This window comes from Halosimplex carlsbadense 2-9-1 (genome assembly GCF_000337455.1).
Taxonomy (GTDB): Archaea; Halobacteriota; Halobacteria; order Halobacteriales; family Haloarculaceae; genus Halosimplex; species Halosimplex carlsbadense.
The window spans coordinates 112,024-131,480 of the sequence record NZ_AOIU01000047.1 but is presented as its reverse complement, the minus strand read 5'-3'; the positions used below and the strand labels follow the sequence as shown (position 1 = coordinate 131,480).

The window sequence follows — 19,457 nt, the reverse complement described above, 5'->3', positions numbered from 1 at the left end:
TTTCGGAGCCGAAGAATGCGAAATCGTGGGTCGAACGGGAGCGGCGTGGAGCCTTACTGCGGGCTCGGCGAGCCGCCGGTCTGGCCGACTTCACGCTGTTCGAGCGCCTTGCCCGTGATGGACTTGAGGCGGGCGACCAGCGAGTCCTTCTCGGGTTCGCCCGCCAGCGCGACCTCCAGCACCTCGGAGATGTGCTGGACGGGGACGATCTCGATCTGGTCTTTGAACTCGTCCTCGATCATCACGTCCTGCTCGTTCGCCTTGGGGATGATGACCGTGTCGAGGCCGGACTTCGCCGCGGCCTCGATCTTGTGGGTGACGCCGCCGACCGGGAGCACGTCGCCCCGGACCGACAGCGAGCCCGTCATCGCGAGGTTCTGCTCGACAGGCACGTCTTCGAGCGCGGAGATGACGGCGGTCGCGACCGTGATGGACGCGGAGTCGCCGTCGACGCCGCCCTCGCCGGCCTGGACGAACTGGATGTGGACGTCCTTCTCGGAGATGTCCTCGTCGCTGAACTTCTTGATGATGGCCGAGACGTTCTGGACCGCCTCCTCGGCCATCTCCTGGAGCTGCCCGGTCGCGATGACCTGGCCCGGGCCCTGCGAGGGCGTGACCTCGGCCATGACGGGGAGGACGATACCGGAGTCCTCGCCCATGACCGCGAGGCCGTTGACGCGGCCGACCACGTCGCCCTCGTTGACGGTGAGCTCGTAGTCCTTGCGGCGCTCGATGTAGTTGTCGGCGAGCTGCTGCTCGATCGACCGGGAGCGCCGTTTGGCCTGTAGCACGTCGCCGCGCTCGGTGAACTCCTTGTCCTCGGCGCGGGCGATGTCGCCCGCGACGCGGACCAGCCCACCGAGGTCGCGCAGCTTCAGCGAGAGGTGGCCCTTGCGACCCGACCGGCGCCGGGCTTCGAGGATGACCTCCTCGACGGCCTCCTCGTCGAAGTGGGGCAGGCGGCCGTCCTTCTCGACTTCCTGGGCGACGAAGCGGGCGTACTTGCGCCGCATCTCGGCGTCGTCCCCGATGGTGTCGTCCATGTACACCTCGTACCCGTAGCCCTTGATACGCGAGCGCAGGGCGGGGTGCATGTTCTCCATGGCGTCGAGGTTGCCCGCGGCGACCATGATGAAGTCCGTCGGGACGGGCTCGGTCTGGACCATCGCGCCCGAGGAGCGCTCGGACTGGCCTGTGATGGAGAACTCGCCCTCCTGGATGGCCGTCATCAGCTTCTGCTGGGAGCGGATGTCGAGCGTGTTGATCTCGTCGACGAACAGCACGCCCTTGTTGGCCTTGTGGATGCCGCCGGCCTCGACGCGGTCGTGGCTCGGCGTCTCCATGCCGCCGGACTGGAACGGGTCGTGGCGGACGTCGCCCAGCAGCGCACCGGCGTGGGCGCCGGTGGCGTCCTCGAACGGCGCGGTCTGCTGGTTGGCGTTGTTGACCAGCAGGTTCGGGATCATGGAGTCGTTGCCGCGCGAGCCGTAGCGGAACGCGAGGTAAACGACCCCGGCGGCGAGGATGCCTAGCAGGACCGATCCCTGGATGAGCAGCGCGTACCCGATGATGATCGCGATGATGATCCACATCAGGAACGACCGCATCTGGTTGCGCTTGCGCGCCTCTTCCTTGTGGGCGTCCACGATCTGCTCGCCTTTCCCCGCCGGGACGGTGCGGACTTTCGGCTCGTTACCGTCGTCGGGGTTGTGGTAGACGAGAACGTCCTGGAGTTCCTCCTTGGGGAGCAACTGGCTCATCGCCTTCGCCAGCATCGACTTGCCCGTCCCGGGCGAGCCGATCATCATCACGTGTCGGCGCTGTTTGGCCGCTTTCAACACCACGTCGCGGGCGTGGTCCTGTCCGATGACCTGGTCGACCAGTCGGTCGGGGACCTCGATGTCCGCGGTGGTCTCGACGTCGAGCCCGCCGAGCAGCTCCTCGTCGGCGTCCTCGACGGCCGCCTCGTCGGCGTCGATCTCGACGGTGCTTCCCAGGCTGTCGTCGGCGTCGACGGCGACGGCGGACCCGCCGTCCTCGGACTCGTCGGCACCCGACTCCTCGCCGCCCTCGGCGTCGCCCGGCGGCCCCGGCTGTTCGCCCCGCTCGTCGGGGGTCGAGTCCGGCGCCTCGTCGGTCACGCCGACCTCCTCGGTCTCGTCCGCGTCGTCTGCGGACGGATCGTCGGTGTCGATATTTTCACTCATATAAACGATTCTGACATCAGAAGCCAAGGGCTGTTTATTGATATACTTTCTCCCACAGCACGCCCCGATAACACGCTCAAACCGCCGGACGTGAGCGGTATCGGCGGGTTCGGAGTACACGCCTCCTACCGGTCAGCCCATCAAAAACAGGGTGTGTCTAGACGTGGCACGTACGGTGGAAACCGCCGTCGGCGCCCGGCCGCGCCAGTCGGTCGGGGAACCGCGGGACGGTCGCGGACGGCGGGTGAGTACAGGGTCAGGTTCGACGAGGCGAGTCACGGGGGTTAATGTGGTCGCTCCGCACACGGTGGCGTATGACGCGCGGGTTCTACATCGGGCGCTTCCAGCCGTTCCACGACGGCCACCGGGCGATGGTCGACCACATCGTCGACGACGTTGACGAACTCGTCCTCGGCATCGGGAGCGCGGACGTGTCTCACACCGTCCGCAACCCCTTCACCGCGGGCGAGCGTGTGATGATGGTGACCAAGGCCCTCCAGGACGTGGACGTTCCGACCTACGTCGTTCCCATCGAGGACATCGACCGCAACGCCGTCTGGGTCAGCCACATCGAGAGCATGTCGCCCAGTTTCGACGTGGCCTACTCGAACAACCCCCTGGTCGTCCAGCTGTTCGAGGAGCGGGGCATCGAGGTGCGCGACTCCCCCATGTTCGACCGCGACCGCCTGGAAGGCAGCGACATCCGCGCGCGGATGCTCGCCGACGACACCTGGACCGACCGCGTTCCCGACGTGGTCGCCGACGTGATCGACGAGTTCAGCGGCGTCCAGCGACTCCAGACCATCGCCGAGGACGACGTCTCCGAGCGCTGGGAGACCGGCGACGAAGACGACTGAAGCGGTCGCCCCGCTCAGACGATATCCGGCTCGACCGACTCGACCTCCTCCTCGATCGCGTCGCGCTCGAAGTACAGCAGTTCGACCGCGACGACGAGGACAGAGATGGCCACCACGACGTAGAAGGTGTGGCGCTGGTTCGTGTAGAGGTGCCAGAACAGCAGCGGCAGGAACCCGGCGGTGCCGACCAGCCCGACCGCGGGCGCGAGGGGGTTGACCCGGTCGCGGTCGCGCTCGCGGAACGCGAGGTAGCTCATCGCCCCGAAGACGACGATGAATGCGACCGAGGCGAAAGAAGTGATCCCGCCCAGGCTCCCGATCGCCGCGAACGCGGCGGTGACGCCGCCGAGAACGAGCAACGTCCGGGTCGGGATCCCCTCGGCCTGGGAATCGCCGATCCGGTCGGGCAACAGGTCGTCGCTGAGCATCCCCTTCGCGAAGTGCCCCGTCGAGAACAGCGTCGCGTTGATCGCCGACCCCGTCGAGAACAGCGCCGACAGCGAGATGACGAGCACGCCCGCCCCGCGCAGTCCGAACGGCGCCGTGATCGCACCGGCGGCGTCCGCCAGCGCGGTGTGGGGGTGCGAGCGCAGCGCCTCGGGCGCCAGCGCGATGGTGACGAGGGCGACCAGCGCGTAGATGGCTACCGCGACCGGGATCGAGACGTACACCGCCGTCCTGATGGTCTCGACGGGGTTCTCGATGCTCTCCTGGTCGTAGAACAGCAGTTGCCACCCCTGGAAGGCGACGAACGAGACCGCCGCGGCGACGACCGGGCCGAACGAGGTGATCCGGGAGAGCCCGAGCGAGAGCGTCGCGCCGCTGGCGCCGGTGGTGACGGAGACGAGACCGCCGAGGCCGAAGGCGACGAGGACGCCGACCTTCGCCGCGACGAGAACGTTCTCGGCGCTGCCCGTCGCTTGCGCTCCGAGCAGGTTCAGCCCGACGAACCCGGCGACGGCGGCCACAGAGACGACCGGCCGGAGCGGGACGGCGCCGACGCTGTCGGGCACGCCCTCCAGCGCGACGGTGAACTCGCCGAAGGCGAACGCGTACATCGCCATCGACCCGACGTAGCCGAACAGGAGCGTCCAGCCGGCCATCCCCGCCAGCGTCGAGTTGCCGACGAACGACTGGACGAACGAGACCGACCCGCCCTGGTTGTCGTCGTCCACGTCGTTGAGCGCGTTGTAGGAGTAGCCAGCGCAGGCGGCGACGACGCCCGCGAGCGCGAACGACACCCAGGTAACCGGGCCGGTGATCCCGGTGACGACGCCGAGGACGGCGTAGATCCCGCCGCCGATCATCCCGCCCAGCGCCATCGACACGCTCTCGGTCAGACCAAGTTGCTCGCTGGCCACGGCTGGGTCCGTATTCGGCTCTCGGACGGTTGAAAGTGGTGCCGGCGAGCGAGTCCCGTTCCGGCGAGGGCGGCGACGGCGGACGGGGATATCGCTGTGGGGGCGCGAGCGGCGAAAAATCGGTAGTCGAAGCGGCGAAGCCGGATGGCCGGCGGTCGCTAGCTCGCGGAGATGACGTCGTCGATGCGGACGATCATCGTCGCGGCCTCGGCGGCGGACTCGACGGCCTCGTCCTTGACCGCGACGGGGTCGAGGACGCCCAGTTCGACGGGGTCGTCGATGACGCCGGTCTGGCCCTCGGAGATGATACCGGCGATGCCCTCGCTCTCGTACTCGGCACGGAGGTCGACGAGCGCGTCGATGGGGTCCATGCCCGTGTTCTCGGCGAGCGTGCGCGGGAGGACGTCGACGGCGTCGGCGAAGGCCTCGACGGCGAGCTGCTTGCGGCCTTCGACGCCGGCGGCCTCGCTGCGGATGTGGTCGGCGACGGCGATCTCGGTGGCGCCGGCGCCGGGGACGACGCCGCCCTGGTCGAGGGCGGCCGTCACGACGTCGAGCGCGTCGCCGAGGACGCGTTCGAGTTCGTCGGTGACGTGTTCGGTGCCGCCGCGGGCGAAGACGGTGACCGACTGGCCCGCGTCGCCGTCCTCGACGAAGGTGACGTAGTTGTCACCGAACTTCTCGACGGAGAGCGAGCCCGCCGAGCCCAGGTCGTCGGCTTCGAGCTCCTGAACGCCGGCGGCCCGCGAGAGGCCGGTGGCGTGGGCGAGCTCGTCGCCCTCGTCGTCGCCGACCTCGAAGGCGGCGACGCCGTTCTTGGCGAGGATGGCGGCGACCTGGTCGGCCACGTCGCCGTCGACGAACAGCACGTCGACACCGAGGTCGACGACGTGCTCGGCGTAGCCGCGGAGTTCGTTCTCCTCGGCCTCGATGGCGGTGTTGAGGTCGTCGACGTTGGAGACGTTGTACTCGGCGTCGATGGAGGCCTCGCGGACCTCGATATCGTCGTTGACGAAGGCGATCTGCGGGTCCTCGAAGCTGGTCGGCATGTTGTCGTGGACCGGCTCCTCGTCGATGAGGACGCCGTCGACGAGGCGGGTGGCCGACGAGGACGAGCCCGTCTGGGTGTAGACGGTGATGTTGTCGCGGACGACGCCGGCGTCGTTCTCGACGCGGCGGACGGCGTCGACGACGGTCTCGGCGAGGCGCTCGGCGGAGACGTCGCCGGTGCCCTTGCCGGTCATCGACGAGCGAGCGACCGTTTCGAGGAGGTCGTCGTCGAGCTCCTCGTCGAGCTTGATCTCGTCGATGGCCTCGTGGGCCATCGAGAGGGCGGCGTAGTACCCCTCGACGATGGTCGTCGGGTGGACGTCGTCGTCGAGCAGGTCCTCGGCCTGACTGAGCAGTTCGCCGGCGAGCACGGCAGCGGTGGTCGTGCCGTCGCCGACCTCGACCTCCTGGGTCTCGGCGACCTCGGAGATCATCTGCGCGGCCGGGTGCTCGATGTCCATCTCGTCCAGGATGGTCGCGCCGTCGTTCGTGATGACGACGTCGCCGCCGTCGGAGACGAGCATCTTGTCCATACCGCGCGGACCGAGTGTGGTCCGTACGGACTCGCTGACGGCCTTGCCGGCCGTGATGTTGGAGCTCTGAGCGTCCTTGCCTTGCGTGCGTTCACTGTCCTCGTTGAGGATGAACATCGGCTGTCCACCCATGCGTCGCTGGCCAGATGACATGGTTGAGGTTCATCTATTCATCGTTAGCGGTTCTATATAAAACTTTCCAAGCACCCCCCACAACCACCGCCAGCGGTGTGTGAGGTGTCACCATTCGATTTCCCGGGAAGCGTTTAAATAGGATGAACTGGGTCGGGTTTTTCTCGTCGGATTCGGCCGTGGAAAGTCGGTGTGGCCGGGTGTGGTGGCGTGCGCTGTCGCGCGCTCTCGTGCGTCGACGCAGCCGCGCGAGGGACGAGCGACGGCAGGAGCGAATCGGTTGGGGAGGGTTGTGGCCGTCCGCGGTCGCTGTGCGGGACGGTTGCTGTTGCGGTCGCAGCCACCTCCCGCTGTCGACCGTAGTGACGCCACTGCCGTCGAGTGTTGGTGGTCGTGATCTCACAGAAGAGCTACAACGAACGGTGGAATCACACCGTCTGTGTCCGCTCGGAGCCTCCCGTCGTGGGTGTTCGAGACCAATGAGCAACACAGCCGCCGGCTCTGGAACGCCACGGTCTGCGCGGCGGCCGCCATCCTGCTAGTGCGGAGCGCGACCGTCTCACCCACGTTCAGCCTGGGACTGCGAATTCCGTTCGTCGTGGTCCCGGGGTCGTTCCCGGTCGAGGGGGTCGCAGCCCTCTCGGTCGGTCTGGTCGTCAGCTACTACGGGTTCGGGCTGGCGAGCTGTCTCGGGGTCAACTTCGTCCTCGTCGCCGCGTACGTCGTTCCACACTCCCGTCCGGGAATATTCGCGGGACATATGTGGGTCCTCGTCGGGGTCTACGTGCTCGTCTCGGCCGTCTACGCCGGTCTCGCGGGAACGGTCGGATTCGGACTCGGGAGACTCGCCCGCCGCCTCGCGGACTGACCCCGACGACGAGTCAAAAGGCCGATCCGACCAGTCCCCCGGTCGCTCCGACAACCGTTTCAATCACCTCCACACATGATAGGGTGAATGCTGGAGCTGGAGCACGGGTTCCGGGTGGTCGACGTACACGCGCGGCTGGAGCCGGACGAGGACCGCCGCCAGCGCGAGGGGCTGGGCGACCCCGAGCGGCTGGAGCGGGAGATGCACCAGGCCGGTGTGGTGCGGTCGCTCGTGTTCCCGAGCGAACGCGAGGGCACCTACCTGCCGGCGAACAACGCCGTCGCGCGGATGAGCGTCGGGCGGCCGTTCGTCGCCGTCGCCCGGATCAACGGCGCTCGCGACCCCGGCGACACGACCGCGGCGAAACTCCGGAACCTCACCGCCAGTCGCGGTGACGACCACACCTCCCCCGAGGACGTGGAGCAGTACGCCTACGACGACCGCTTCGTCGGCTTCAAGCTCAATCCCCCGCGCGACGGGCTCCCCGACGAGGAGGTCCTCGAAGGTCTGGCCGAGGTGGGCCTGCCGACCATCGTCCACGGCGGCCGCGACTTCCCGCCCGAAGCCGTCGAGGCCACCCTCCTCGAATACGACTTCCCGGTCGTCCTCGCCCACTTCGGCGGCCACCCGCTCGACCGGGCGCTGATGGAGCGCAGCATCGACCTGCTCGACCACTCCTCGTCGCTATACCTGGACACGAGCTTCGTCCGCTACCGCGACCCCCTGGAGCGGGCGATCATGGAACACCCCGACCGGGTCTGTTTCGGCAGCGGCTCGCCCGCCGCCCACCCCAACGTCGCCGTCATGGAAGTGCTGACACTCGACGTGCCCGAGGACGCGATGACGAAGGTCTTCTCGAACAATCCCGGCCGCGTCTTCGACGCGCTCGCGCCCGCCGGCGACGGGTAGCTTTCGGCTGAACATTCTCGACCCGCTCGCTGGCTGGTGACTCGACCGGCAGGGACAGCAATCGATGAACGCCCTCGCCCCGCTGAGACGACTAAACTGAACGCGAGCGCGCCTCGCCCTTTCAGTCCGACAGGACAGCACAGCAACCACAAACAGCCACACACCTCCCCAACCGATTCCTTCGCTCGCTGCGCTCGCTCAGTCATCCCTCGCACGATGCTGTCGCGGCATAAACGCCGCGACAGCGCGCGCCGACCGCACTCACTACTCTCACCACGAATCGCTGTCCGGTCGTTCGACGATACGGACGCTCGAACGCAGAAGACAGCCGGTCAGCGGCGGTCGTAGACGGCGACGGCACGGTCCGAGCGGGCCGAACGGCCGTACGGGTTGCGGCGAGGCGATCGGTCGAGCAGGCGTGCCCAGAGACCGTCCTTGGAGCCGACAGCGAGTCCCGAGAGCACGTCCCGGCCGGTGGTCAGCCAGTTCGACGGCGTGCCGTCGCCGCGAGCCACGTCGCGCAGCGAGTCGAGCGCGTCGCGGCCGGCGTGGGCTACCATCCGCGCGGCCACACGCGGGCGAACGCCGTAGTTCTTGACGAGGCGGTAGGCGAGCGAGCGATACTTCCAGCCGGGCTCGCTCGTCGGGCCGCCGCCGTCGGCGCCGACCTGGCGGGCGACGCCCATCCCGGACTGCCAGGTCACCGCGTAGTCGAGGTTCGCCAGCCGGTGGGCGCCGTCGCGGGCGCTGCCGATCTCCAGGTACTCGTCGAAGCCGTCCAGCGCGTCCAGTGCGGGTCGCGAAAAGGCCACGTTACCGCCGTTGAAGTACGTTATCTCGCGGCCGGCGAGCGCGTCGGACTCGACCGCTTCGGTCGTCATGCCGCCGCGCAGTCGCTCGTGGACCGGGCCGGAGACCACGTCGGCGTCGGTCAGGCCCTCGACCAGCGAGTCGTACCATTCGTCGGTCACGGCCAGGCCCTGGTCGACCAGCGCGACGGCGTCACCGGTGGTCTGTTCGATACCGGCGTTGCGCGCGGCCGTGACGGTCCGGTCGGCGACCTCGACGAGCACGTCCACGTCGTCGCGCTCGCGGACCATCCCGGTCGTCCCGTCGGTCGACGGGCCGTTGACCACCACCACCTCGACCGCGGGGACGTGCCCGGCCAGCGCGTCGAGCGTCCGGGCGAGTTGCTCCCGGCCGTCGAGCGTCGGAACCACCACCGAGAGCTGCATACAGTCCGTAGCAGGCTCGATGCGTATAAAAGTCGTGGGACGAACGGGCGCCGTGAATCCGAGTTAGACGGCTGTGCGAGGCGGGGCCGACCGCGGACCGGACCGCCCGTCGGTCACTCGACGGTGGCCGACCAGTAGGAGATCGAGGCGAGGCTGTCGCCCAGCGGCGTGCGGTCGATCCCTTCCTCGAGCTTGCGGAACGCCTTCGCGACGCCGCCGGGGAGCTTGCGGTAGAGGCCGAAGGGAACGACGAACTCGTGGGTCTCGTCGGTCAGCCGCAGGTCGGCGGCGGCGAGCATGCCGTCGACCTCCCGCCGGGAGTACAGCCGCGACCCCATCGGGAGCGCCCAGTTGTACAGCGACCGACCCGAAAACCGGTTGTACGTCTCGAAGACGACCTGGTCGCTGGAGACCCGGGCGAGTTCGCGGAGGTACCGCTTGGGCTCGTCGACGAGGTGGAAAAAGCGGATGGCGAACACGGAGTCGAAGTGGTCGTCGGGGAACGGCAGACGGGCCGCGTCCCCGCGGAGGAACTCGAGGTGGTCGTCGACGCCGGCCTGGCGGGCCTTCCGCCGACCCTCGCCGAGCATCGGTGCCGAGATGTCCAGCCCGACCACGTCCGCTCCCTGCTGGGCGAGCATCACGGAAAAGCGGCCGGTGCCGCAGGCGATTTCGAGGATCTTCCTGCCTTCGACGGGCGCGAGCGCTTCGCCGACCGCCTCCTTCTCAAGCCGGTCGGTGAGCCGACCCCCACCGCGGGAGAAGCGTTTGTCCTCGTAGGACTCGACGACAGTTTCCTGCTGGTACCACTCCTGACCCTTCACGATACCGAATTTGCCCCCTCGGGGGGCAAAAGAGTACTGAAAGCGCTCGGGGCCGACCGGGTCGACCGATCCCCTCTCTGCCGGCCTCGCCTCGCGGGGTCGCCGCTACGAGACGTCCGCCGTGAACACCTCGTCCGGCCGGATCTCGACGATCATCCTGGGCCCCGGGTCGTTCTCGTACCCGGGGTACGTCTCGGTACCCAGATAGCGGGCCGCCAGACCGTCGATGTGGTCCTCGGCGCCCTCGTCGGTCAGCGCCGACACCTCGCCGACCACCGAGCAGTACCGGTAGGCGTCGTCCGGGTCGACCATGCTCACGCCGACGCGTGGGTCCGCCCGGACGTTGCGCTCCTTGCGGCGCCCGCGCGCCGTGTTGACCAGCACTCGGTCGGCTCCGGGGTCGTAGTCGATCCAGACCGGCGTGACGTGCGGGAACCCCTCCGGCGTCAGCGTCGCGAAGTGCGCGTAGGTCTCTTTCTCGAACAGTTCGTGGTACGACTCGGGGATCGACGACATACCGACTCCTCGGCCCACGGCACCGAAAAGGTGGCCCTCGTAAGCGACGGCATCCGGTTTTCGGGTGCGGATCCCGCCGAAACCGCCGCCTACTGGCGATGTGTTCGACGAACGGGCGAAAATACTAGGGGACCTTATATGGTTTGGACTATTTGGTCATCCATATAGCCAACTTTTACCAGTACTCTCGCGAGACGAAGCAGTATGAGTACGACGATAGACGAGCCCGCGGCCGAAGAAGCACTGGGTGAGGCCGAGTTCCGCGAGCGACTCCGCGAGCTCCCCCCGAGCGCGAAGCTAGTCGCGAAAGTACTGGAGACGGACGCCCCGCTCTCGCAGGGTCAGCTCGCCGAGGAGTCGCTGCTGCCCGACCGGACCGTCCGCTACGCTCTCAACCGACTCGAAGAGTCCGGCCTCGTGGGCTCGCGCTACAGCTTCCACGACGCCCGAAAACAGGTCTACTTCCTCAACAGCTGAGCGACCGCCGCTCGCGCGTCTCCGAAACGGGTGGGTCGCGAGGCCGGCGCCGTTCACGTTCTCGGTCGCTACTCGGCCAGCGCCGCGTCAGTGTCGTCGAAGCCCTCGATGTCGACGCCGTCGGCGGTGACCTCCGCGACGTAGACGCCGTTGCCAGAGCCCGTGTCGCGCTCGCTGGCGGCGTCGACCGCCCGGACGGCCAGGTCGCGGGCGTCGGCCATACTCATCTCGTCGTCGTACTCGCCCTCGATGGTCCCGTAGGCGAGCTGCATCCCCGAGCCGGTGACCGTGTAGTCGTCGGCCATGACGCCGCCGGCGGGGTCGATGGAGTAGACGTGGCTGCCCTCCTCGTCGACGCCGGCGAGGATCGGGTTGATGGCGAACCACGGCCCGCCGCGGGCGAAGTTGCCCGCCAGCGTCGCCAGCGCGTGGATACCGATCGACTCGCCCTTGCGCACCTCGTAGAGGTCCGCTTCCGAGCGGAGCGTCCGGATGAACGACTGGGCGCCGCCCACGGAGCCGACCAGCGTCAGGACGCCGGTCGGGTGGATCTGCTCGACCTTCTGGACGGACTTGTTCGAGACGAATCGACCGCCCAGCGAGGCGCGCCGGTCCGTCGCGACGATGACGCCGTCGTCCGTGCTGATGCCGACGGTGGTCGTCCCGGTCTTGTTCACGCTCCCCTCGTCGCGGTCCCCCGCGTTCGCGCCGCCGGCCCCGCCCGCGTCGTCGAACCCGTCGGTGAGTTCGGGCGCGGTCGGGTCGCCGACGGCGTCGGCGCCGGTCAGCGGGTCGGTGAATCTACTCATCGGCCTCACCTCCGTCCAGCTCGTCGAGGTGGCTCGCGATCTCCTCGGGGTCGAGCGAGCGCACCCGGTGGGTCTCTGTGTCGACCACGGTCACCTCGGCGGCCGCGGGGTCGACCGCCTCGTCGTCCTCGCCCTGCGCGATGGTCTCCAGCGCGAGGGAGATCCCTGAATCGAGATCCATCTCCGCGCGGTACTCGTCTTCGAGGAAGCCCTGCAGCGCCTCGCGGTTGCCGCCGATGGCGGTCGCCTTCCACTCGTAGGGCGTCCCCGAGGGGTCCGTCTCGAAGAGCTTCGGCGTGCCGTCGGGGTCGACGCCGCCGATGGCCAGCGCCACGCCGAACGGGCGGACGCCGCCGCTCTGGGTGTAGCGCTGGATGTAGTCGGTGACCTCCTTGGCCAGCGACTCGACGCCGATCGGCTCGTCGTAGCGCAGCTTGTTGACCTGCGCCTGCTCGCGCGCGAAGTCGACGAGTTGGCGCGCGTCGGCGACGTGGCCCGCGCTCGCGACCGCGATGTGGTCGTCGACGCGGTGGAGTTTCTCGATGCTCTGTTCCTCGACGAGTGGCGATCGCACCTGCCGGTCCGCCGCGAGCACCACGCCGTCGGCGGTGCGAACCCCGACGCTGGCGGTGCCGCGCTTGATCGCTTCCCGGGCGTACTCGACCTGATAGAGGCGTCCGTCCGGCGAGAAGATCGACGTCCCGCGGTCGTACGCCTGCTGGTTCTGATCCTGCATAGTGTGCGTCACTGAGTCGTCGTGACTAACCTCCAGTTAGGAGTTGCTATATATAGGCCTTTTCACCGGGGCCGTGAGTTCGAAGCGGTCGCGCTGGGGGTGGCGTCCAGCGGTCCGGGGTGGCGTCGGTAACGGTTCGGGCCTCGGCGGGGCCGGTCAGTCGTCGCCGACGGGGTCGTCGAGGTACCGCGCTTCGAGGCGGGCCGCGGTGGGCGGGTGCCGGACGTACCGAGCGTCGACGACCGCGAGCGTCGTCGCGAGCAGGCCGAAGCCACTGGCGGCGACGAGGAGTTCGAACGGGCTCGCCCCGACGAGGGTGGCGACCAGCGGGAGGCCGACCGCGAGCGCGGCGAGATACGTGACCGAGGCGGCCGCGACGGCGACGACGAGCCCGAGGGCGTACTCCGACCCGGTCCTCGGCGGGGTGCGGCCGCCGGCGTATCCGAGCGCGAGCGCGCTGACGGGAAACATGACGGCGAGCCCCAGCGCCCACGTCGACGCGGTCGTCCCGCCGCCGGCGAGCACGGAACCCAGCCCCCAGACCGCGAGCGCGACCGGCAGGGAGACCGCGCCAGTGAGTCGGGCGACGGCGGTCGTCTCGTACATCAGCGGCGCCCCCCGCGGCCGCCTCGCGGTAGGCTCCGCGAACCGTCGGCAGTCGGCGTTCGGTCGGGACTGTACTGGGTCGCGACGGGTCGCACGGTCATGGCGATACCCTACCTCTCGGCTACGCGGGCTTAACTCGTGGCATCCGTCCCGCCGAACGGACGACGGAAAACCGACGATTGCGGCGGTGAAGCCGCCGAATCGGACCGCTATGCGGCGATTCGACCCGATACGCTCGGGCTACTCGGGGCCGAGCGAACGGGGGCGGCCGTCAGGCGACGGGCTGGCCGGCCGCCTCCGCTTCCGGTGCGACGGCGCCGCCGATCGCACCGCCGACCGCGCCGGGGATCCCGGTCGCGGCGACCCAGATCAGCGCGACGACGCCGGCGCTGAACCCGAAGATACCCGCCACGAGCGTCCCGGCGAACAGGAGGACCAGCGCGACGAGGATCCCCCCGATCGTCGTCGCCAGGAACCCGTGGAGCGCGCCGCCACCCAACCCCTCACGGGCGGCGTATCCGGCTATCGCGCCGGCGACGAGGCCGGTCACCCCCGCACCGAGCGTCGGGAGCGTCGCATCGGTGAACGGGAGACCCAGTCCACCGAGGAGCCCGATTACGAGCGATGCGACGATTCCGTAGGCTACGGCCATCCATTTTACCATACGCGAATTCTGACTGGCTGACGTGTTAAGCGAAGTTGCCGACACCGGGAGGTAATTTCAGCTTCACGTGCCAGATGCCCGCGGCCACGGGAGGAATGGACGCGAGTTGTCCGCGACGTGAATCGGTCGATCGACCCCGATCAGTACAGCGAGAGGTCCCCGGTCACCTTGTCCACCAGATCGTCGCGGGCGGGACCGACGGCGAGGGCGCTGGCGGTGCCGGGTTCGAGCTGGGTGTGGCCGGCGTCGCGGACGACAGCGTGGGGCAGGCCCTCGCGTTCGGCCTTGTCGGCGAGTTCGAACAGCTGCGATTCGCCGTCGGCCTGGAGGACGACTTTCTTCTGGCCGCTGCCTTTCCACTCGCTGGCGGCCTGTCGGTCGGCGTCCTCGAAGGCCATGAGCGACGCGTGGGCGACTTGCGCTGCGAGCTTCCCCTCGCCCATTCTGAGGTCGGCGCGGGCGACGATGGCCTGTTTCATATCGTCGGGGTGGGCGGGCCGGCGTATCTGCCTTTCCATCCCCCACCGGACGAGCGCCCGGCGACCGCGACGGTCCGGCGCCGACGAGGGTCCGCAGGAGTTACCACCCGCCCCGTCGAGCGGTGGGACATGCCATCGAACCCCGTCCTACCCGGATTCCACCCCGACCCCTCGATATGCCGCGTCGGCGAGACGTTCTATCTGACGACGAGTTCCTTCGAGTACGTCCCCGGCCTCCCGCTCTACCGGAGCGAGAACCTGGTCGACTGGGAGCCGATCGGCCACGCGCTCACGCGCGAGTCGCAACTGGACACTCGCGACGCCCGGACCTCCGGCGGGATCTTCGCGCCGACGATCCGGGAGCACGACGGCACGTTCTACCTCACGTCGACGAACACGAGCGGCGGCGGCCACTTCGTCGTCACCGCCGAGGACCCGGCGGGCGAGTGGTCCGACCCGGTCTCCGTCGACGCGCCGGGGATCGACCCGGACCTGTTCTTCGAGGGTGACACCTGCTATTTCACCTACTTCACCACCGACGACGACCGGCGGATCGAACAGGCCGAGATCGACCCCGGGACGGGAGAACTCGGCGAGCAGTACACCGTCTGGACCGGCCACGAGGACCCCCACGCCGAAGCGCCGCATCTCTACGAGCGGGCGGGGAGCTACTACCTCGTCGTCGCCGAGGGCGGCACCCACACCGGCCACTCGGTGATGGTGGGTCGGAGCGACGACCCGACGGGACCGTTCGACCCCCATCCCCAGAACCCGATCCTCACCCACCGCGACGACTTCTACCGCGACGTACACGCGGCGGGCCACGCCGACTTCGTCACCGACGCCGACGGGAACTGGTGGCTGGTCTGCCTGGGCATCCGCCCGCGCGGCGGGTTCCCCGGCTGGCACCACCTCGGCCGCGAGACGTTCCTCGCGCCCGTCTCCTGGGACGAGGGCTGGCCGGTCGTCGAGAGCGGCGCGATTCCGCCCGAGATCGACGCGGACACGTTGCCGGGCGACCCCGCTCGCGCAGATGCCGACCCGGACCCGGTCGAACACACGGACACCGACTTCTCCGAGGGGCGCAGCCACGAGTTCCTCTACCGGCGGACGCCCGACCGGGACCGCTACGCGTTCACCGACGACGGCCTCGTCCTCCGGGGCGGTCCCGAGACGCTAGACGAGACGGGGACGACCTTCCTCGCCCGCCGGCAGACGAACTTCGACTGCCGGATCCGCGCCGATCTGGTCTTCGACCCCGACCCCGGCGAGGAGGCGGGCCTGGCGCTGGTCATGGACGAACAGCACCACTACGAAGTCGGGGTCGTCGGCGGGGGCGACGGTGACACCGGGGGCGGAGCCGAAGGCGGATCGACGGCCCTCGTCCGCGTCACCGTCGGCGACGCGACCGACGTGCTCGCGCGCGAATCGGTCGGCGAGCGAGCGACGCTCGGCGTCGACGCGACGGCGGAGAACTACGAGTTCCGCGTCGACGGCGAGGTCGTCGCCGAGGCCCGGTCGAAGTACCTCTCGACGGAGGTCGCGGGCGGGTTCACCGGCGTGACGGTCGGCCCCTACGCCGTCGCCGACGGCGGCCCCGCCGACGCGACGCCGGCTCGCGTCGAGCGGTTCGTCTACGAGCCGGCCGAGTGAGAGTCGCTGCGGCCGGGTCCGTCGACGCTCGCGACGCTGCGAGCGCATGAAGAAGTTTTTCAAAGGTGGGTCGTGTCAGCGGTGCTACCCATGGTCCTCCGCAACTCCAGCGTCCGCGACGCCCTCGCCGCTCCCCTCCCGGACGAGGCGGGCACGCGCGACGCCGCGCTGATCTTCCTGATCGCACTCGGACTCCGAGGCTGGATGTGGGCCCAGACGGGCACCCACGTCGTCCGCGACGCCACCCGCTACGTGGCGTGGTGCAACGAGCTCTCCGCCGGGACCCTGTTCGGGAGCCGCGCGCTCGCCTACTCCGGCTACTGGCTCCCCTACTGCGGCTGGCTGAAAGCGACCGGCGAGTGGGTCCACGGCTGGGTCGGCGTCCAGGTCGTGCTCTCAGCGCTCGCCTGCGTCCTCGTCTACGCTACCGGTCGCCACCTGGCCGGTCGGTCGGCGGGCATCGTCGCCGGTGTCGCGCTCGCCCTCCAGTGGGAGGTGTACCGGTGGGTCGTCCGTCCGCAGTCGGAGTTCATGCTCACGTTCGCGCTCGCGCTCGCGCTGTGGCGCCTGGCGCACTACCACACGACGCCGACGACCCGCAACCGACTGTTCGCGCTCGGGTCGCTGGGCCTCGTCGCGCTAGTTCGCCCGAACGGGCTGCCAATCGTCGGCGCGTACCTGCTCTACGACCTCCTGCCGGCGACCAGCGACCGCCGGCTGAACCTCGGCTTCCCGGCGAAGGTGAACCTCGGCATCGTCGGCGTCCTCGCCGCGGCCATCGCCTATCGCCTGCAGTTCGGCTGGGCGAAGGGGTCGATGCTGTACCACTGGCGCGAGGGGATTATCGTCACGCCCGAGCGCGTCGTCTACGGCTACGACCCCGCGACGGCCAGCGGCGTCCTCGACTTCTTCGTCGCCAACGCCGAGCACGTCGTCGCCATCGCCGTCCTTCGCGGGCTGTGGTTCTTCTCGCCGGTGATGCCCGGCTGGTCGTCGGGGCACACGGTCCGGACGGTCCTGACGCTCACGCCCCTGCTGATCCTCGCCGCGCTCGGGGTCCGGGCGGCGATACGGCGCGAGGAGTGGGACCTGCTCGCGCTGTGGGCGACGCCGCTGGCCGCGGTCGTCGTCACCGCGATGGGCATCTGGGTGGCCGGCTGGCGTAACTTCCTCGGGCCCGCCGTCGTCGTGTACTCGCTGTTCGCCGGCTACTACGTCTCGCTGACCGAGTGGCCCGAGCGAGTCGGCGCGCTGAGCCCGGTGTAGCGACCGGGGACCGCCCCGTTCGTCTCGCTCCGGTCATCACCGAGGCGCTCACCGCCGGCAATCGTGATGTTTTACCCCCAGCGGGGAGAGCCCTCTGTATGATACTGTCGGACGCCGATATTCTGCGACGCCTGGAGGCCGGCGATCTGGTGGTCGAGCCGCTCGACGACCCGGACATCCAGATCCAGCCCGCCAGCGTCGACCTGCGGCTGGGCCGGGAGTTCCTGGAGTTCCAGCACGCCAACATCCCCTGTATCCATCCGAACAGCGAACAGGAGACGGAGGACTACACCGACCGCGTCGAGGTTCCCGAAGACGGAGAGTACATCCTCCACCCCGGCGACTTCGTGCTCGGCACCACCCGCGAGCGCGTCGAGATCCCCGACGACCTCATCGCCCACGTCGAGGGCCGCTCCTCGCTGGGGCGGCTCGCCATCGTCGTCCACGCGACTGCCGGGCTGTGCGACCCCGGGTACAAGGGCCAGATCACGCTCGAACTCTCCAATCTCGGGACTGCTCCGGTGGCGCTCACCCCGGGCATGCGCATCTCCCAGCTCACCTTCACCGAGCTGAAGACACCTGCCGACCGCCCCTACGGCGAGGACCGCGGCTCGAAGTACCAGGACCAGTCCGGGCCGCAAGCGTCGAAGATCCAGGGCGATAGAGAGTTCGGTGGGGACCAGTGACATGCTGTCGACAACGGCGGTGACCGACCGATGAAGTTCGTCGAGGAGGTCGTCGTCGACGAGTTCCTGCCGACCTTTCGCTCGATGCTCGCCGAGGCGCTGCGCGAGCGCGGACTCACCCAGAGCGAGGTCGCGGAGCTGCTGGGCATCAGCCAGAGCGCCGTCTCGAAGTACGTCCACGGGGAGGTCGAGCGCAACGACCGGCTCCTCTCGGACCGACGCCTGCGCGAACTCGTCGAACGGCTCGCCGAGGGGCTGGCCAGCGGCGAGATGAGCCCGGTCCAGGCGCTCGTCGAGGCGGAGGTGTTCGTCCGCCGGCTGGAACGGGGCGACCTGCTCGCCCAGCTTCACGAGGCGGAGATGCCGGGGCTCGCGGAGTACGGCGACGACCGCTTCGCTATCCACGACCCCGAGAGCACCGTCCGCGCGGCCGAGCAGGTGCTCGCCTCGCTCCGACGGGGGGTGCGCATCCTGGAGAACACCGACGAGTTCCCCGACCTGGTGCCCGCCGTCGGTTCGAACCTCGTCGAGTGCCTCCCGGAGGCCGAAGGCATCGAGGACGTGGCCGCGGTGCCCGGTCGCATCCTCGACCTGGAGGGGACGACGGCCATCCCCGGCGACCCGGAGTTCGGCGTCAGCGAGCACGTCGCGAGCGTGTTGCTGGCCGCCCGCGCGGGCGGCAGCGACGCCCGTGCCGCCCTCAACGTCCGCTACGAAGCCGACATCGTCGAGACGCTGACTGACGCGGGTTACACCGCCGTCGAGTTCGACGCCGAGGCCGACCTGACCGAGGCGGTCGCCGACGCGCTCGCCGACTCGCCCGACGCCGACGTGCTCTATCAGACCGGCGGGTTCGGCGTCGAGCCGATCGTCTACGTGCTGGGGGCGGACGGGCCGACCGCCGCCCGCGCGGTCAGGAAACTGTAATGGCGAACGACGCCCGCGCGACCCAGGCGTTCTACGGCCGCTGGGCGACCGCCTACGACTGGCTGGCGACCGCGCCGGGCGTCGACTCCTGGCGCGACCGCGCCGCTGACCGGCTCGGACTCGAACCGGGCGACACCGTCGTCGAGATGGGGTGTGGCACCGGCGCGAACTTCGCCCAGCTGCGCGAGCGCGTCGGCCCGGAGGGGCGGGTCGTCGGCGTCGACGTGACCCGGGGAATGCTTCGCCGGGCGAGCGAGCGCGTCGACCGCGCGGGGTGGGACAACGTCCATCTCGTTCAGGGCGACGCCCGACGGCCGCCGGTCGACGGTCCGGTCGACGCCGTCCTGGCGACGTTCGTCGTCGGGATGTTCGCCGACCCGCGGCCGGCCGTCGAGCGGTGGATCGAGACGCTCGGTCCGGGCGGGCGGATCGCCCTGCTCAACGCCGGCCGGTCCGAGCGCCTGGCGGCGGCGCCGCTGAACCTGGGCTTTCGCGCGTTCGTCAGGCTGGCGGCGCCCGGCGACGGACGGGTCTCGCCCGTCGAGAGCCTGGAGCGACGCGTGGCGACCGCCCGCGACGCCGTCTATTCGAACTGTTCCGACCACGGCTTCGACGAGTTCGGGTTCGGGTTCCTGGGACTGGCCTGGGGCGAACGGACGTGA

Annotated in this window: 20 protein-coding genes; 9 read left to right on the top strand and 11 right to left on the bottom strand. The window is 69.3% G+C overall.

Features of this window, described 5'->3' with window-relative positions; genetic code table 11:
* Positions 1-53: 53 nt before the first annotated feature.
* Positions 54-2,207, bottom strand: coding sequence for an ATP-dependent protease LonB (gene lonB / locus C475_RS20810; protein WP_006885887.1), 2,154 nt, complete (start codon positions 2,205-2,207; stop codon positions 54-56).
* 314 nt (positions 2,208-2,521) lie between these two features.
* Here lonB and C475_RS20805 point away from each other — a divergent pair, with 314 nt between their 5' ends.
* Complete coding sequence (locus tag C475_RS20805; protein ID WP_049931111.1) at positions 2,522-3,064, top strand: nicotinamide-nucleotide adenylyltransferase; 543 nt, start codon at positions 2,522-2,524, stop codon at positions 3,062-3,064.
* A gap of 14 nt (positions 3,065-3,078) precedes the next feature.
* On the opposite strand, the gene C475_RS20800 is transcribed toward C475_RS20805, so the two are convergent.
* On the bottom strand, positions 3,079-4,425 hold the full coding sequence (locus C475_RS20800; protein WP_006885885.1) for an APC family permease: 1,347 nt from the start codon (positions 4,423-4,425) through the stop codon (positions 3,079-3,081).
* A 158-nt stretch (positions 4,426-4,583) separates the two neighbouring features.
* Entirely contained in the window at positions 4,584-6,140 is a 1,557-nt protein-coding gene (thsA, locus tag C475_RS20795; RefSeq protein WP_049931109.1) for a thermosome subunit alpha, read from the bottom strand.
* A 439-nt stretch (positions 6,141-6,579) separates the two neighbouring features.
* On the opposite strand from thsA, the gene C475_RS20790 reads away from it, so the two are divergent.
* Entirely contained in the window at positions 6,580-7,008 is a 429-nt protein-coding gene (locus tag C475_RS20790; RefSeq protein ID WP_006885883.1) for a hypothetical protein, read from the top strand.
* A gap of 87 nt (positions 7,009-7,095) precedes the next feature.
* The gene (locus tag C475_RS20785) at positions 7,096-7,917 is read left to right on the top strand and encodes an amidohydrolase family protein (protein ID WP_006885882.1); all 822 of its coding nucleotides are present in this window, start codon (positions 7,096-7,098) and stop codon (positions 7,915-7,917) included.
* A 332-nt stretch (positions 7,918-8,249) separates the two neighbouring features.
* On the opposite strand, the gene C475_RS20780 is transcribed toward C475_RS20785, so the two are convergent.
* From C475_RS20780 to C475_RS20770, 3 genes are all read right to left on the bottom strand, one after another.
* The gene (locus tag C475_RS20780) at positions 8,250-9,152 is read right to left on the bottom strand and encodes a glycosyltransferase family 2 protein (protein WP_006885881.1); all 903 of its coding nucleotides are present in this window, start codon (positions 9,150-9,152) and stop codon (positions 8,250-8,252) included.
* A gap of 113 nt (positions 9,153-9,265) precedes the next feature.
* Positions 9,266-9,976: a class I SAM-dependent methyltransferase gene (locus C475_RS20775; RefSeq protein WP_006885880.1), complete on the bottom strand. Its 711-nt coding sequence runs from the start codon at positions 9,974-9,976 to the stop codon at positions 9,266-9,268.
* A 105-nt stretch (positions 9,977-10,081) separates the two neighbouring features.
* Positions 10,082-10,492, bottom strand: coding sequence for a pyridoxamine 5'-phosphate oxidase family protein (locus C475_RS20770; protein WP_006885879.1), 411 nt, complete (start codon positions 10,490-10,492; stop codon positions 10,082-10,084).
* A gap of 204 nt (positions 10,493-10,696) precedes the next feature.
* On the opposite strand from C475_RS20770, the gene C475_RS20765 reads away from it, so the two are divergent.
* Entirely contained in the window at positions 10,697-10,969 is a 273-nt protein-coding gene (locus tag C475_RS20765; RefSeq protein ID WP_006885878.1) for a MarR family transcriptional regulator, read from the top strand.
* Positions 10,970-11,037: 68 nt separating this feature from the next.
* Here C475_RS20765 and psmB read toward each other — a convergent pair whose 3' ends face one another.
* From psmB to pth2, 5 genes are all read right to left on the bottom strand, one after another.
* Positions 11,038-11,778: an archaeal proteasome endopeptidase complex subunit beta gene (gene psmB, locus C475_RS20760; protein WP_006885877.1), complete on the bottom strand. Its 741-nt coding sequence runs from the start codon at positions 11,776-11,778 to the stop codon at positions 11,038-11,040.
* The gene (psmA, locus tag C475_RS20755; RefSeq protein ID WP_006885876.1) at positions 11,771-12,514 is read right to left on the bottom strand and encodes an archaeal proteasome endopeptidase complex subunit alpha; all 744 of its coding nucleotides are present in this window, start codon (positions 12,512-12,514) and stop codon (positions 11,771-11,773) included. Before psmA ends, psmB begins: the two co-directional genes overlap by 8 nt.
* Before the next feature lie 156 nt (positions 12,515-12,670).
* Positions 12,671-13,120: a hypothetical protein gene (locus C475_RS20750; protein WP_006885875.1), complete on the bottom strand. Its 450-nt coding sequence runs from the start codon at positions 13,118-13,120 to the stop codon at positions 12,671-12,673.
* A gap of 271 nt (positions 13,121-13,391) precedes the next feature.
* On the bottom strand, positions 13,392-13,784 hold the full coding sequence (locus C475_RS20745) for a DUF5518 domain-containing protein (protein WP_152436564.1): 393 nt from the start codon (positions 13,782-13,784) through the stop codon (positions 13,392-13,394).
* A gap of 140 nt (positions 13,785-13,924) precedes the next feature.
* A complete protein-coding gene (gene pth2, locus C475_RS20740) occupies positions 13,925-14,263 on the bottom strand; it encodes a peptidyl-tRNA hydrolase Pth2 (RefSeq protein WP_006885873.1) in 339 nt (112 codons plus the stop codon).
* Between the two features lie 129 nt (positions 14,264-14,392).
* Between pth2 and C475_RS20735 the strand changes: the two genes are divergently transcribed.
* The 5 genes from C475_RS20735 (at position 14,393) to C475_RS20715 (ending at position 19,457) form a co-directional block, all read left to right on the top strand.
* On the top strand, positions 14,393-15,916 hold the full coding sequence (locus C475_RS20735; protein ID WP_006885872.1) for a glycoside hydrolase family 43 protein: 1,524 nt from the start codon (positions 14,393-14,395) through the stop codon (positions 15,914-15,916).
* Between the two features lie 90 nt (positions 15,917-16,006).
* Complete coding sequence (locus C475_RS20730) at positions 16,007-17,182, top strand: glycosyltransferase family 39 protein (RefSeq protein ID WP_006885871.1); 1,176 nt, start codon at positions 16,007-16,009, stop codon at positions 17,180-17,182.
* Between the two features lie 98 nt (positions 17,183-17,280).
* Positions 17,281-17,868 carry a dCTP deaminase gene (dcd, locus tag C475_RS20725; RefSeq protein ID WP_006885870.1) on the top strand — a complete coding sequence of 196 codons (588 nt, stop codon included), beginning with the start codon at positions 17,281-17,283 and terminating at the stop codon, positions 17,866-17,868.
* A gap of 30 nt (positions 17,869-17,898) precedes the next feature.
* Positions 17,899-18,795 carry a thiamine-phosphate synthase family protein gene (locus C475_RS20720; RefSeq protein WP_006885869.1) on the top strand — a complete coding sequence of 299 codons (897 nt, stop codon included), beginning with the start codon at positions 17,899-17,901 and terminating at the stop codon, positions 18,793-18,795.
* The gene (locus C475_RS20715; protein ID WP_006885868.1) at positions 18,795-19,457 is read left to right on the top strand and encodes a class I SAM-dependent methyltransferase; all 663 of its coding nucleotides are present in this window, start codon (positions 18,795-18,797) and stop codon (positions 19,455-19,457) included. The genes C475_RS20720 and C475_RS20715 overlap by 1 nt, the downstream gene beginning before the upstream one ends.